Consider the following 14,091-nt stretch of genomic DNA (forward strand, 5'->3'; position numbering starts at 1 on the left):
ATCACTCACGCGATGCCTGCACTGGAAATTGAAATTATCAACAAGCTGGGCTTGCACGCCCGGGCATCCGCCAAGTTCGTGGGTATCGCGGGACAGTTTCCATGTCAGGTCAGAGCAGGACGTACCGCTGACTCGATGGTAGATGGCAAAAGCATCATGGCCATGATGATGCTTGCCGCAGGCAAGGGCACAACCATCCACCTCAAGACTGAAGGCGAGAAAGAGCAGGAAGCCCTGGAGGCCCTCACACAACTCATCAATAACTACTTTGATGAGGGCGAGTGATCCGCTGAGCGTTTAGTCGCTGCCGAAGGCTGCGAAAGCTGCCCCTCAAACGGGTAACAGCTCGTTGCTCGTCAGCGACTACACAAACGTACTCACCCCAATGCTGTATCCATCACCATCATCAAGCAGAAACCGACACACAATCCCAGACCGGCGAGTTTCTCGTGGCCATTGCGTCGCGACTCAGGGATAACTTCTTGCGTGACCACCAGCAACATGGCGCCCGCCGCCAATGCCAACCCCAAAGGCAACAACACTTCGGCCAGATTGACCAACCAGGCGCATAGCAAGGCGAATACCGGCTCCACAAGGCCTGAGGCAGCACCTATCAGGAATGCTTTAACCCGGGACATGCCTGCACCCGCCAGCACCAAGGCAATGACCAGTCCCTCTGGCACATCCTGAAGCGCGATGCCCATCGCCAGGCTATCTGCGGCAGGCATCCCGCCACCGGCTGACACACCTACTGCCATGCCCTCAGGAATGTTGTGCGCCACAATCGCAATGACGAACAACCAGATTCGCGGGGCAATCACCGGTTCAGCAGGGCGACTGACCAGCACTTGCGGATCGCCCCCCGCCATCTTACGGTCCACCAGAAACAAAAAAAGAGCGCCCGACAGAATGCCTGCACTGATTAAGCCGCTGGCTGCCCAAGGCGACATACCAAGGTTTTCAGCGGCGGCTATCCCGGGAACAATCAATGAAAATGCCGTAGCCGCCAACATCACTCCGGCGCCAAAGCCCAGCATGGTATCGCTCACCGCTACTGGCATATTGCGAATAACCAGCACCGGCACAGCGCCCAGCGCCGTACCCAATGCACAGAGCGCTCCGCCTTGCAGTGCCCTTAACATTCTGGGCTCCAGATCCAGCCAGACCAGTCCCTTGGCTACCAGCAAGGCCGTGCCCGCTAACAGCAAGAGCGTGCCAAGGGCATAGCGAAACATTCGCACGCCCCCAACCGCTAATATTTGCGTGCCCATCATCTGCCTGAATCCTGTTGAGTCAGCCCATTGCGGTTTGATAACGACGCGCCACTTCTGGCCAGTTAATAACATTGTAGAAAGCACTGATGTATTCGGGACGACGGTTTTGATAACGCAGGTAATACGCGTGCTCCCACACATCCAGCCCAAGAATCGGCGTGTTGCCGTTCATCAGCGGACTGTCCTGATTACCGCTGCTTTCTACCACCAGCTTTTTTTGTGGAGTGACACTCAACCATGCCCAGCCACTGCCAAACCGGGTGAGTGCAGCCTTGGTAAAGGCCTCTTTGAAGGCTTCAAGTCCTCCCAACTGTTCATCAATCGCCTTGAGCAATGCGCCTTCCGGAATACCTCCTCCTTTAGGACTCATCACTTCCCAGAATAGAGAGTGATTGGCATGTCCACCGCCATGATTGATCACCGCGGGGCGAAGCTTATCGGGCAGTTGCTGAACGCTGGCGACCAGTTTTTCCACTGGCCACTCTTCCCACTCGGTTCCCTGCACCGCCGCATTAAGATTATTGATATAGGTCTGATGGTGCTTGGTGTGGTGGATTTCCATGGTTTGCGCATCAATGTGCGGCTCAAGGGCGTCATAGGCATAAGGTAAGGCAGGCAATGTATAAGTCATATCAATGTGCTCCTGAGTGTTGGCCGCTGTGTACCGAGCGTTCCTGAGGGGTTTGAGCCACGTTGTTTTTGAGCAATAACTTGGTGCGCGGGTATTCGCCGTGTTCGCTAATGAAATTCATCAGTTCTACATAGGTCTTGCTGCTATGACGCAGCGCAGCCTCGCGCAACGCTGGCATCAACCGGTCGTTCTGCAGGGTGAGCAGTAAACGTTGATGAATCGCACAGAGGTACTCCACGCTTTCTTCTGGCTGCTTGAGGCGCATATGCAAATCCGCCAGGTTGTGGTGCGAAATCACACACGCTGCCACTGCTTCGTCGGCATCACTCCAGCGTTCAAATAGAACCTGTGCCAGAGCAAGGGCCTGCAAGTAGTGCTCGCGGGCGTCGACCAGTTCGCCTTGAGCGAAACAGCGGTTCGCTCTTTCGATGGTGCGTTTCCAGTGCTCCATGTGAAACCTCCAAAGCAGTGTCGTGGGTTAAACGCCGCCGTCGGTCAGCTTTTCGGGGTCGAGCAGGACTTCAAGCTGGCTACGTGGCAGATCAGTGAACTCCAACGCGACATCGATCACCGGGCGCCCTTGCTGGTAGGCGCTCTTGGCGATTTCTGCGGCTTTTTCATAACCAATGATCGGATTCAGCGCAGTCACCAGAATCGGGTTGCGCGACAGTGCTTCCTTGAGTTTGGCTTCATTGACCTTGAAGCTGGCAATGGCTTTGTCAGCCAGCAGGCGGCTCGAATTAGCCAGCAGTTCAATACTGCTCAACAGGTTCTGGGCAATCACCGGCAGCATGACGTTGAGTTCGAAGTTGCCAGATTGACCGGCGACAGTGATCACCGTGTCGTTACCGATGACCTGAGCGGCAACCATGGCTGTAGCTTCCGGAATCACCGGATTGACCTTGCCCGGCATGATCGAGGAACCCGGTTGCAAGGCTTGCAGCTCGATTTCTCCCAAACCGGCCAATGGGCCTGAGTTCATCCAGCGCAGATCATTGGCAATTTTCATGAGCGACACAGCCGTGGCTTTGAGCTGGCCTGAAACCGAAACCGCCGTGTCTTGCGATCCGATCAACGCAAACAGGTCTTTGCCAGGGGTGAATTTCAGGTGAGTCAGCTCGCTGAGTTGCTGGCTGAACAAGCCGGAAAATAGAGGATGAGCATTGACGCCAGTACCCACCGCCGTGCCCCCTTGCGCCAACGATTGCAGGGCCGGTTGTAGATTATGCAAATGCTCGATATTAGCTTTGAGCTGCTGCGCCCAGCCATTGAGCACCTGGCTCATGCGCACGGGCATGGCGTCCATCAGATGCGTACGGCCGGTTTTGACGTAGACATGAACCTGTTCGGCCTTGCGCTCAATGACCTGTACTAGATGAGTCAGCGCTGGGAGCAGTTCTTCATGCAGGCCCAGAGCTGCACTGACATGAATGGCGGTAGGAATTATGTCGTTACTGCTTTGCCCGCAGTTAACGTGATCATTGGGGTTGACCGGCTCACCCAGTACCCGCGTCGCGAGTGTGGCAATCACCTCATTAGCATTCATGTTGGAGCTGGTACCCGACCCCGTCTGGAAGATGTCGACCGGGAAATGCTCCATATAATCGCCGGACAGCAGGATCTGAGTGGCCTCAACAATGGCCTTTCCCTGCGCCTCGGTGATTTGTTTGAGCTCAATATTGGCCTTGGCGGCCGCTGCCTTGGCCAGGATCAATGCCCGAATGAACAGCGCGGGCATGCGTTGATGACTGATGGGAAAGTTGTTCACCGCACGCTGGGTTTGAGCGCCATACAGAGCCTCTTCAGGCACATGCAATTCACCCATGCTGTCACGTTCGATACGCGTATTACTCATCGTGAAATCCTTGCAACAGTTCGGTTAAAGAAATCGATGGCTCGAGCTCGCAGGTTGCCAATTGCCAGGCAAAGCTTTGCCAGCGCTTGAGACGGCACGCGCACAGGGCTTGAGTTTCGAGGTCACGAAGCGGACGCCACGCGTTGTCCAGGCAGACGCTTCGCCAATGCCAAGGCAAGGCGGTGTCACACGCCGTGTCGAGCAACAGCCTGAAGGAGGTCACGGCCACTCCCCACGGAGAAGTGGCCGTACAGGCCGCAAGATAGCGGCCTTCAGCCAGATAATGTTCAATCAGGCGCGGCTCGTCGGGCGCCAGCCCGCAACGGATCTGGCGACTCATCCAGCGCCAGCTTTCCAGATAAGGCCCTTCATGCAAGGCTGAACTCATGACCCTGGCTCACTCGATAATGAGATTCATTATTAAGCGATATTGATTATCAAAACAACCCTACCAAGGGCGAGATGTTGCCTAGGCGCCGTCTATAGCCCACAAAAAAGGCGTATCACCGAATGAGTGATACGCCTTAGTGTGAAACAGAACAGATTTAACTGCCTGCCACCGTCATACGTTCAATCAACACCGATCCGGTGCGGATATTGCTACGCAACTCCAGGTCGCTACCAACAGCAACAATCTGTTTGAACATGTCGCGCATATTGCCGGCAATGGTCACTTCCTGCACAGGGAACTGAATTTCGCCATTTTCAACCCAAAAGCCTGCCGCGCCGCGGGAATAGTCACCTGTCACCATATTCAGACCGCTGCCCATCAGCTCGGTGACAAACAGACCACGGCCCATTTTGCGAATCAAGGCCGCCTGGTCTTCATCGCCGTGTGTCACAAACAGGTTATGCACACCCCCTGCGTTGGCCGTGCTCGGCATGCCCAACTTGCGACCCGAGTAGGTGCTGAGGATGTACGACACCAGTTCACCGTCCTTGATAAAGGGTTTGGCGTACGTCGCCAGACCGTCGTTATCAAACGATGAGCTGCCCATCGCACGCATCAGGTGCGGGCGTTCATCCAGCGTCAGCCACTCAGGGAAAATTTGCTGGCCCATCGCATCCAGCAAGAAAGATGACTTGCGGTACAGGTTGCCACCCGAGATGGCACCCAGAAAGCTGCCAAATAGACCGCCGGCCAATTCAGCCGAAAACAGCACCGGCACTTCACAAGTTGGCACCGGGCGTGCGCCCAGACGACGGGCAGCCCGCTCAGTCGCTCGTTTACCGATGATCGCGGCATCTGTCAGCAACTCACCCTGGCAGTTAACGTCATACCAATAGTCTCGCTGCATCTGCCCGTCGCCTTCGGCGATCATGACGCAGCTCAGGCTGTGGCGGGTTGATGCCGAGCCACCGATAAAGCCGTTGCTGTTGCCGTACACACGACACCCTTGATGCGTGCTGAGACTGGTGCCATCCGCGTTTTTGATGCGACTGTCGGCTTCGAACGCCGCAGCCTCACAGGCCAGCGCTTTTTCGATGGCTTGTTCCGGGGTGATGTCCCACGTGTGGAACACATCAAAGTCTTTCAGGTCGCGCGCCATCAGGCTGGCATCGGCCAGGCCCGAGCTTTCGTCTTCGGAGGTATGCTTGGCAATCGCCAACGCCGCCGCTACGGTTTCGCGAATCGCTTCAGGCCCCGTGGCCGAAGTGCTGGCCGACCCTTTGCGCTGCCCCACGTAGAGCGTGATGCCAAAACCCTGGTCGCGGTTGAACTCCACGGTTTCGACTTCACGTTGACGTACAGTCGTCGACAGCCCCTGCTCAAGCGATACCGCCACTTCACAGGCACTGGCGCCTTGGCGCTTGGCTTCTGCAATGATTTGTTCGACCTGCTCTTGCAGTGCCGGCAGGGCCTGCGGGCCAACGCTTTGTACTGCACTCATGGTTTTCTCCACTCAAATTCTGTTTTCGGTAGGGCCGCCGAGCGACCGGGCCGGACAAGCGGCCCCCGACTGGTTATCATGGCGGCGTTTCTTTGCGGACTGCCACCATGGTTGATTCTTACGACGACGCCTTCGACGGCGAAAAAAGCAAATCACAGGTCAAACGCGAGCTTCATGCTCTGGTTGAACTGGGCGAGCGTCTCACGACACTCAAGCCTGACTTGCTCAACAAAATGCCTTTGACCGACGCACTGCGCCGGGCCTTGGCAGATGCTTCAAAACACACGGCCAATATTGCGCGCAAGCGCCATATGATGTTCATCGGCAAGCTGATGCGCGATCAACCGCTGGATGAAATTCTTGCGCTGATCGATCAAGTCGATGCCTCTTCGCGTCAATACAACGAGCGTTTCCATGGTCTGGAGCGCTGGCGTGATCGCCTGATTGAGGGCGATGACGCCGTACTGGAAAAATTTGTCGCCGAGTTCCCTGAGGCTGATCGCCAGCAAATGCGTTCGATCATCCGTCAGGCCAAACACGAACTGGCTCAAAACAAGGCACCGGCTTCCAGCCGTAAATTGTTCAAGTACATTCGTGGGTTGGACGAGACTCAACGCGGTCTGCGTTAAATCTCGTACGTGAGCGGGTTGCCCAGCAACCCGCTCACTGCCCTTCAAGCGCCTGTACCACCAACCGTAATCGCGTCAATTTTCAAGGTCGGCTGGCCTACGCCTACCGGCACCGACTGTCCATCCTTCCCGCACGTGCCCACACCGCTGTCCAGCGCCAGATCGTTACCGACCATCGACACCTTGCTCATCGCTTCCGGCCCATTGCCGATCAAGGTCGCGCCTTTGACCGGGCGAGTAATCTTGCCATCTTCGATCAAGTACGCCTCGCTGGTGGAGAACACAAACTTACCGCTGGTGATGTCGACCTGACCGCCACCCAAATTGGCGCAGTAGATACCTTTCTTCACCGAGGCGATGATTTCTGCCGGATCGCTTTCACCACCGAGCATGTAGGTATTAGTCATGCGCGGCATGGGCAAATGCGCGTAAGACTCACGACGACCATTGCCGGTACGCGCTACGCCCATCAGGCGAGCATTCAACTTGTCCTGCATGTAACCCTTGAGCACGCCGTTCTCGATCAACGTGGTGCATTGGGTCGGGGTGCCCTCGTCATCGACGCTCAGCGATCCACGACGGCCAGCCAAGGTGCCGTCATCGACGATGGTGCAAAGTTTTGAAGCAACCATTTCGCCCATGCGTCCGCTGTAGGCCGAGCTGCCCTTGCGGTTGAAGTCACCTTCCAGACCATGCCCAACCGCTTCGTGCAGCAACACGCCTGACCACCCGGAACCCAGGACGACCGGCATGGTGCCAGCAGGCGCAGGCACCGCTTCAAGGTTGACCAGCGCTTGGCGCAACGCTTCACGGGCGTACCCCATGGCACGGTCGTCAGTGAGGAAGTAGCGATAATCCGTACGCCCGCCGCCGCCATGCCCACCGCGTTCGCGGCGGCCATTTTGCTCAACGATCACGCTGACGTTAAAGCGCACCAATGGACGCACATCGGCAGCCAGGCCACCGTCGGTCGACGCCACCAGAATGCGTTCCCAGACACCGGCCATGCTGACGGTAACTTGCTGAATACGCGGATCAAGGGCTCGAGTGGCGGCATCGACACGCTTGAGCAACTCAACCTTTTCTGCGCGGCTGATGACTTCAAGCGGGTTATCCGGGGCGTACAGCTGGGCAACGTCCTGAGCCGTAAACGCCTGAACGGTGCCGTTCTGCCCGGCGCGGGAGATTGAGCGCGCAGCCCGTGCTGCCAGTCCCAATGCTTCGAGGGTAATGGCGTTACTGTAGGCGAAGCCGGTTTTCTCACCCGATTGGGCGCGCACACCGACACCCTGGTCGAGGTTGAAACTGCCTTCTTTGACGATGCCGTCTTCCAGTGCCCAAGATTCGGAAATCTGACCCTGGAAATACAAATCTGCCGCATCAATACCCGGCCCGGCCAGATCGCCCAGCACACTTTGCAGACTTTCGATGGTGACACCGCCCGGTGCCAACAGGTGTTCGCTGACTGAGGTCAACAACTCGCTCATATTCACTCCGTCTTGGCCCCTGCTTCAGCATCTTTGAGTGCTGAACCCACGGGCCTGAAAATTAGTCGTGCGTTTCAGGCCGCTGTGCGCCCTGCGAAAAAAATCGCCGGTGGTTCACCACCGGCATGCGCGCCCTGATAGACGCCTGCTCTGCACTGTCGCGCTCGGCCAGCAATACCCCTTCGCCTTGTGCCTGTTGTGCCAGCACACGTCCCCAGGGGTCAATGATTGCGGCATGCCCCCAGGTTTCGCGCGGGCCAGGATGAACACCTCCCTGAGCGGCGGCGAGGATATAACACTGGGTTTCAATGGCTCGGGCGCGAATCAACACCTCCCAATGGGCTTGCCCAGTCACGGCCGTAAAGGCCGAAGGCGCGGTGATCAGTTCAGCGCCTGCGGCTCTTAACTCACTGTATAGCTCGGGAAAACGCAAGTCGTAACAGACCGTGAGGCCCAGCTTGCCCACCGGGGTTTCGGTCACCACCACACACTCACCGGGTGAATAATCATCGGACTCACGGTAACGGCCACGGCTGTCAGACACGTCAACATCGAACAAGTGCAGCTTGTCGTAACGTGCAACTTGCTCGCCGTCAGCGCTGATGAGCAATGAACAGGCATTGACCTTGGCATCGGGTTGATTCGCAGGCGGTAGAGGTAATGTGCCTGCCACAATCCATAAGTTGAGGTCGCGAGCGGTCTGTTTCAACCACGGCAGAATCGGACCTTGGCCCAAAGCCTCAGCGCGACCGATATTAGCGATGTCACGCCGGCCCATTGCAGCGAAGTTCTCGGGCAGCACGGCCAGTTGCGCTCCGCCCTCGCCAGCCTGCTCAAGCAGCCGCCGGGCCTGGCCCAGATTTGCCAGCACGTCGCTCTGGCTGACCATTTGAATCACTGCAAGCGACATGGCGTTTTCCTGATAAGCATCGTGGATAAGCGTTTAGCCCTGAACCCGCACCATGCTACTCCTAGTTTTTCTCAAAAGGTTTGTCGAAGGTGATCTTCGGATCTGTCCATGGGCCTTGAATGCTGTACTGCACGCTGGCAAAACGCGACACCTGATCACCAATCAACTTGTTCAGCAGAAACATCGCCCCGCCTGCCGCCGGGCCGCCTACCAACAGCGCAGCAAGCGGCAGGTTGTTAGTGACCGGCAATGTAACCAAGAGTTTGGCATTGACCTGATCCGTCACCATGTTCAACGTGCCATTAAGCTCCAAGTTAGTGGACGGCCCAGTCATCAAAATGGGTTTACTGGTGCTGTACACGCCATTGCTGGCGTTCAACACACCCTTGACCCGGTCATAACTCAGGCCTTTACCAAACAGGTCAGAGAAGTCCAGACGCAAGCGGCGGCCTATGGCATTGAAGTTCAACAGGCCAAAAATGCGCAACACCTGAGCGCTGCCATCCACCTCGACAAACTGACCTTTGTTCAAAGATGCATCCAGTGTGCCGGAGAAGCGCTTAAGCCCGATCCAGGCTGGTGAACCCGGCCAGCGACCATCCACGTCGACATGGAAGTTTTCGCTGGTCACGCTCGGCGCGAACCCCCAATTCTTAAGCACATCGGCAAGATTGCGACCGCTAAGACGTCCCTGATACCAGCTGTTGCTGGCACCGGCAACGCCTTCCCAGCCACCGGAGCCGTCAAGCAGCAAGCCCTTAAGCCCCAGGTTGAGCGAACTCAGTTTGATGCCACGGCTGGTCGGACGAATATTCAGTGACCAGGCTCCCAGCAGATCCGGCCCTTGATAGAGCTGGCGAATAATGATGTCCAGCGCCGGGATTTCTCGTGGGTCGACTGAGGCCAGTGGATCCGGGGCATTGTCGTCGGTCACCGCTTTGGGATCAGGTGCGGGCAAACGGATGGTCTGCATCGTGACCACGATGGGCGCGCTCTTGGCGTCCGGAAGTCTTACCGTACCCACAGCTTGTTTGCTGTCGATCTGCAAGCCCCACGCCGAGCCCGTACGCTTCATGTTCAAGCTGACTTGATCAAGCTGCGTGCCAAATCCGGTCAGCTTGCCCACTTTAAAATCCGCACTGCTGAGCATTTGCTTGGCATTGCCTCCCGCGTCCTTGCCTGCATACCGTTCGACCAGAGCCTGCCAGGGTGCAATATCCAGTTCCGACAAGACGCCGCGAATGCGTAGACCTTTGGCGGGCGGTAAAACCGGCGTGCCGCCCCCCAAAAACAACTCCCCCCGACCCTCTTCAAACTTGCCATTGGGTGCGGCAAACGTCAGGTTGGCCAGATCGCCATAATCAAACCAGTAGCGGCGCTCAGCCCCCTGCAAGGTCATGCGAAATACCGTGTCGCGAGCTTCATTGGCACCCAGACCGAAAGGTGCAGGTAGGTCAATCACCGCTCCGCGCAGATTGGAGTTGACCCGCAATTGACTGTCCGCGCCGTCCAGCGTGAGCTGTAACTGATAAGGCAAGACACCACTCACGGGAATTTGCTGATTGAACTTGAGCCAATCGGTCAGCTGCTGAACGCCGACCTGACCGTTCGCCACCACGCGTGTGTTCAGCCTGCCAGCTTTGCCATCGGCATAAATCTGCGCCGTGACGGGACGATCGAACGCCCGTGCGCTGATGCCTTTACCACTCAGGCCCTTATTACTGTCAAACCGAAAGGCGCCTTTGAGTTGCGTCAATTCAAACTCGGGCTCGCTGATTTTCAAGCGCGCCTTGTCAGTGTTGAAGTCGACCAGAATTTTCGGCTCTACGCCCTTTTCAAGAGGGATATCGAGATCAACACGGCCTTTGAGTGAGCCTTCACCCTGCCACCCGGCAAAGGTTTCAGCGGTGCCAATCGGTGCCTCCTGAAGAATTTTCAGTCCATCGCCCAGACCGCCATCAAAATCGCCGTTCAACAACAAATGGCTGACTTTCCCGGTACTAACATGCGGGATGCTGACCGCGACATTACGCACCTTGGTGTCGAGCAACAGGCCTTTGCTGGCCATGATGCGCACGCCGCTGTCTTCGATAAATACATCGCCCGCTACCTCTCGCACGTGAGGCCAACCGGGTTGAAAGGCCATCTCGACGCCGTGCACTTTGAAGAACAGGCTAATATTGCGTGCTGCCGCGACGGCATCGTGGCTGAGCGAACCTTGATACTGGAAGAAACCCTCTTCGACGGTCCCCTTGATAATGGCCGTGCTCAGCCATTCAGTGAGTGCAGGGCTCAAGACTTCAGGCAGGTACTTGGGCGTGAAGCGACCATCACCATCGGTCAGCCCCACCCGCAGATCCATGTAGTCCTCTGACGAATGATCCAGATGAATGCGGATCAAGAAGTCAGCGGCAATCTTGCCCTCTTCGCCCAGCACTTTGATATAGGGCGCAATCAGCGTGAAGGTGTTCTTGTCCAACGTCCACTTGAGCAGGGCGTTGGCTTGCTGGTACTGCCAGGGCTTGGCAAAGATCGGGTCCAGGTGCAGTGAAAAGTTCTTGCTGTCGAGGCGCAGTTCACCCTTCCCCAAATCACCGCTGATCAAGCCGCTGACATTGCGTGCCGCCGGCGCGCCGTGAGTGGCATTGAAACCCACCTGCTGCAGGTTGGCAGCAAAACTGAGTTTCTGATCATCCGAAGCATGGGGCCGGTAGTCGGCCACTACATTGCGCAGGGTGCCAGTGACGTTGAGTTGATCAATGACTTTGGCGGCGGCCTGCGGCAAAGGTGCCAGCGAATCCATCAACGCCGTGAGGGGGGTCAGGTCAATGTGATCGGCCTGCAGGTGCCAGCGCTCCTGCGCCGGATCATTGGCGGCAAACTGCTGCAACTGCATGCGGGTTTCCCAGCGTTTATCACCCAGGTTCATCGCCAGCGAATCAAGAACGACATTAAACCCCTGCTCGCCGCGTTCCACCCAGGCACGCAAGGCCACATTGTCGAAGGTTTGAGGCTTGCGCTCTGCATAAGCGCCACGCAATTTTGGCGCATTCAAACGCGCGACCGCGTGCTGCACCGAGCCTTTGCTCCAGTCAAACCACAGCTCGCCGCCCGCCTTGAGCTCTGACACTTTCCACGGGTTGATCAGCGAAGCCGGCAACCATTTGGCCCAATCACTTTGAGGCAGGCTCACATAGGCCTGAGCCGCTGCGTCGCGCCAGTGACTGGCCTCAATTTGAGTTTTGACACTCAAGGCTACAGGCTGGCCATCGGGCAAGGTCAAGCGCGCATCGAGCCGCTGATTAGAAGCGTCTACATCCAGCGTCAGGCCGACATAGGTCAGGGTCAACGGCGCTTGCTTGTAAGGCTCAAGGGTCACCTGGCTGTCGAGCACGGACAGCCGCGCCACGCGCTGCAACTGATTAAGAAATTGTTCAGGATCGAGGGGCTGGTCGTCCTGCACCGGCAGACCTTCGAGGGTCCAGTGACCGGCCTGATCCTGACGTGCGCTCAACTGCAACCCGTTGAGCTGCAAATGGGCAATGCGAATATCGCGATGCAACAGGCTGGACCAGATATCGGGCACCACCTGCACCCGGTCAAGACGCAAGGCATGGTTGCCCTCGCCGACCATCACGTCATGGGCCATCAGCACCGGAGCCATTCCACTCCAGCTGCCTTCAAGGCTGCCGATGGTCAACGGCATGCCCAAGGCATCACGTGCCTTGTTTTGAAGTTCTACGCGGTACTCGGCAATCAGCGGCGTGAGCTCACGCCCTAAACTGACATACAGCGCCGTGATCACTAGAACCACAGCACTTATTCCCAGCCCCCAGCGGGTCAGCGCGGCAAAAAAGCGTGACAGACGCTCCATGTCATGTGGCCCCTTTTGTCATTGATCGCAGGGGCCGAAACGGCCCGCTGTTTTTACCCTGCATGGCCCGCGGCTGTTCAGAGCAGCACCACATCGTATTGTTCCTGGGAGTACATGGTTTCAACCTGAAAACGTATCGTGCGGCCAATGAATCCTTCAAGCTCTGCGACGTTACCTGACTCTTCGTCGAGCAAACGATCAACCACCTTCTGGTTGGCCAATACACGATAGCCAACCGCTTGATAAGCACGGGCCTCACGCAGAATTTCACGGAAGATCTCGTAACAGATGGTTTCCGGAGTCTTCAGCTTGCCACGTCCCTGACAGCACAGGCACGGCTCGCAGAGCACCTGCTCCAGACTCTCGCGTGTACGCTTGCGGGTCATCTGCACCAAACCCAACTCGGTGATACCGATGATATTAGTCTTGGCATGATCACGTTCGAGCTGTTTTTCGAGGGTGCGCAAGACCTGACGCTGGTGCTCTTCATCTTCCATGTCAATGAAGTCGATGATGATGATCCCGCCCAGATTGCGCAGGCGCAATTGCCGCGCGATGGCGGTAGCCGCCTCAAGGTTGGTTTTGAAAATGGTTTCTTCAAGATTGCGGTGGCCCACAAAAGCGCCTGTGTTGACGTCAATCGTGGTCATGGCCTCGGCGGGGTCGACGACCAGATAACCACCGGACTTGAGTGGCACCTTACGGTCCAGCGCTTTCTGGATTTCATCTTCAACGCCATACAGATCGAAAATGGGCCGCTCACCCGGATAATGCTCAAGGCGATCAGCGATTTCAGGCATGAGCTCAGCCACAAACTGCGTCGTTTTCTGAAAGGTTTCTCGCGAATCGATGCGGATTTTCTCAATCTTTGGGCTGACCAGGTCACGCAGCGTACGCAGCGCCAAGCCCAGGTCCTCATAGATCACACTCGGGGCACCGGCGGTTTTTATCTGCAAGCCGATTTGATCCCACAGACGGCGCAGGTAGCGAATGTCCATCAGAATCTCATCTGCTCCGGCGCCTTCGGCCGCCGTGCGCAGGATAAAACCACCCGCTTCCTTGATGCCTTCCTGAGCCACGCAATCACTGACCACCTGTTTCAGGCGATCACGCTCGGCTTCATCTTCAATTTTCAGTGAAATGCCAACATGAGCGGTACGCGGCATGTACACCAGATAGCGCGAAGGTATGGACAGCTGTGTGGTCAGGCGCGCGCCTTTTGAGGCAATCGGGTCTTTGGTCACTTGCACCACCAGACTCTGACCTTCATGCACCAGCGCACTGATGCTTTCCACGGCCTGACCTTCACGCAGGGAAATTTCGGAGGCGTGGATAAACGCCGCGCGGTCCAAACCGATATCGACAAAGGCGGCCTGCATGCCAGGCAAGACCCTGACTATTTTGCCTTTATAGATATTGCCAACAATGCCGCGGCGCTGGGTCCGCTCGACGTGCACCTCTTGTAGAACACCGTTCTCTACCACCGCCACGCGCGATTCCATCGGCGTGATGTTGATCAGGATCTCTTCACTCATGGCT

At 56.9% G+C, this 14,091-nt stretch carries 12 protein-coding genes; 2 read left to right on the forward strand and 10 right to left on the reverse strand.

Features of this window, described 5'->3' with window-relative positions:
* The first annotated feature begins 12 nt into the window (after nt 1–12).
* Nucleotides 13–285 (forward strand): HPr family phosphocarrier protein, encoded by a 273-nt coding sequence (locus tag ACI7MX_RS02015; protein ID WP_314488409.1) that lies wholly within the window; start codon nt 13–15, stop codon nt 283–285.
* Nucleotides 286–377: 92 nt separating this feature from the next.
* On the opposite strand, the gene ACI7MX_RS02020 is transcribed toward ACI7MX_RS02015, so the two are convergent.
* The 6 genes from ACI7MX_RS02020 to pmbA all read right to left on the reverse strand — a co-directional run bounded on the left by ACI7MX_RS02020 (nt 378) and on the right by pmbA (nt 5,652).
* Nucleotides 378–1,271 (reverse strand): ZIP family metal transporter, encoded by an 894-nt coding sequence (locus tag ACI7MX_RS02020; protein ID WP_314488468.1) that lies wholly within the window; start codon nt 1,269–1,271, stop codon nt 378–380.
* 22 nt (nt 1,272–1,293) lie between these two features.
* The gene (locus ACI7MX_RS02025) at nt 1,294–1,905 is read right to left on the reverse strand and encodes a superoxide dismutase (RefSeq protein ID WP_405588663.1); all 612 of its coding nucleotides are present in this window, start codon (nt 1,903–1,905) and stop codon (nt 1,294–1,296) included.
* 1 nt (nt 1,906) lies between these two features.
* Nucleotides 1,907–2,356: a hypothetical protein gene (locus tag ACI7MX_RS02030; RefSeq protein ID WP_405588660.1), complete on the reverse strand. Its 450-nt coding sequence runs from the start codon at nt 2,354–2,356 to the stop codon at nt 1,907–1,909.
* 27 nt (nt 2,357–2,383) lie between these two features.
* Nucleotides 2,384–3,760, reverse strand: coding sequence for a class II fumarate hydratase (locus ACI7MX_RS02035; protein WP_405588657.1), 1,377 nt, complete (start codon nt 3,758–3,760; stop codon nt 2,384–2,386).
* The gene (locus ACI7MX_RS02040; RefSeq protein ID WP_405588654.1) at nt 3,753–4,148 is read right to left on the reverse strand and encodes a FagA protein; all 396 of its coding nucleotides are present in this window, start codon (nt 4,146–4,148) and stop codon (nt 3,753–3,755) included. The genes ACI7MX_RS02035 and ACI7MX_RS02040 overlap by 8 nt, the downstream gene beginning before the upstream one ends.
* A gap of 157 nt (nt 4,149–4,305) precedes the next feature.
* Nucleotides 4,306–5,652, reverse strand: a complete 1,347-nt coding sequence (gene pmbA / locus ACI7MX_RS02045) for a metalloprotease PmbA (RefSeq protein WP_405588651.1) — start codon at nt 5,650–5,652, stop codon at nt 4,306–4,308.
* A gap of 107 nt (nt 5,653–5,759) precedes the next feature.
* Between pmbA and yjgA the strand changes: the two genes are divergently transcribed.
* On the forward strand, nt 5,760–6,281 hold the full coding sequence (yjgA, locus tag ACI7MX_RS02050; RefSeq protein WP_122786385.1) for a ribosome biogenesis factor YjgA: 522 nt from the start codon (nt 5,760–5,762) through the stop codon (nt 6,279–6,281).
* A gap of 44 nt (nt 6,282–6,325) precedes the next feature.
* Here the strand turns inward: yjgA and tldD are convergent, their stop codons facing one another.
* The 4 genes from tldD to rng all read right to left on the reverse strand — a co-directional run bounded on the left by tldD (nt 6,326) and on the right by rng (nt 14,087).
* Nucleotides 6,326–7,768, reverse strand: a complete 1,443-nt coding sequence (gene tldD / locus ACI7MX_RS02055; protein ID WP_314488392.1) for a metalloprotease TldD — start codon at nt 7,766–7,768, stop codon at nt 6,326–6,328.
* Between the two features lie 61 nt (nt 7,769–7,829).
* The gene (locus ACI7MX_RS02060) at nt 7,830–8,678 is read right to left on the reverse strand and encodes a carbon-nitrogen hydrolase family protein (protein WP_314488390.1); all 849 of its coding nucleotides are present in this window, start codon (nt 8,676–8,678) and stop codon (nt 7,830–7,832) included.
* A gap of 61 nt (nt 8,679–8,739) precedes the next feature.
* Entirely contained in the window at nt 8,740–12,552 is a 3,813-nt protein-coding gene (locus tag ACI7MX_RS02065; RefSeq protein WP_405588646.1) for a YhdP family protein, read from the reverse strand.
* A gap of 77 nt (nt 12,553–12,629) precedes the next feature.
* Complete coding sequence (gene rng, locus ACI7MX_RS02070) at nt 12,630–14,087, reverse strand: ribonuclease G (RefSeq protein ID WP_314488384.1); 1,458 nt, start codon at nt 14,085–14,087, stop codon at nt 12,630–12,632.
* Between the last annotated feature and the right edge of the window lie 4 nt (nt 14,088–14,091).

It is taken from the genome of Pseudomonas sp. 2024-210 (genome assembly GCF_045062345.1).
Taxonomy (GTDB): Bacteria; Pseudomonadota; Gammaproteobacteria; order Pseudomonadales; family Pseudomonadaceae; genus Aquipseudomonas.

Coding starts and splice junctions, on each gene's coding strand:
- ACI7MX_RS02025 (WP_405588663.1), bottom strand. CDS start 1,905: ATGACTTATACATTGCCTGCCTTACCTTATGCCTATGACGCCCTTGAG.
- ACI7MX_RS02030 (WP_405588660.1), bottom strand. CDS start 2,356: ATGGAGCACTGGAAACGCACCATCGAAAGAGCGAACCGCTGTTTCGCT.
- ACI7MX_RS02015 (WP_314488409.1), top strand. CDS start 13: ATGCCTGCACTGGAAATTGAAATTATCAACAAGCTGGGCTTGCACGCC.
- rng (WP_314488384.1), bottom strand. CDS start 14,087: ATGAGTGAAGAGATCCTGATCAACATCACGCCGATGGAATCGCGCGTG.
- pmbA (WP_405588651.1), bottom strand. CDS start 5,652: ATGAGTGCAGTACAAAGCGTTGGCCCGCAGGCCCTGCCGGCACTGCAA.
- ACI7MX_RS02040 (WP_405588654.1), bottom strand. CDS start 4,148: ATGAGTTCAGCCTTGCATGAAGGGCCTTATCTGGAAAGCTGGCGCTGG.
- ACI7MX_RS02065 (WP_405588646.1), bottom strand. CDS start 12,552: ATGGAGCGTCTGTCACGCTTTTTTGCCGCGCTGACCCGCTGGGGGCTG.
- ACI7MX_RS02035 (WP_405588657.1), bottom strand. CDS start 3,760: ATGAGTAATACGCGTATCGAACGTGACAGCATGGGTGAATTGCATGTG.
- ACI7MX_RS02020 (WP_314488468.1), bottom strand. CDS start 1,271: ATGGGCACGCAAATATTAGCGGTTGGGGGCGTGCGAATGTTTCGCTAT.
- tldD (WP_314488392.1), bottom strand. CDS start 7,768: ATGAGCGAGTTGTTGACCTCAGTCAGCGAACACCTGTTGGCACCGGGC.
- yjgA (WP_122786385.1), top strand. CDS start 5,760: ATGGTTGATTCTTACGACGACGCCTTCGACGGCGAAAAAAGCAAATCA.
- ACI7MX_RS02060 (WP_314488390.1), bottom strand. CDS start 8,678: ATGTCGCTTGCAGTGATTCAAATGGTCAGCCAGAGCGACGTGCTGGCA.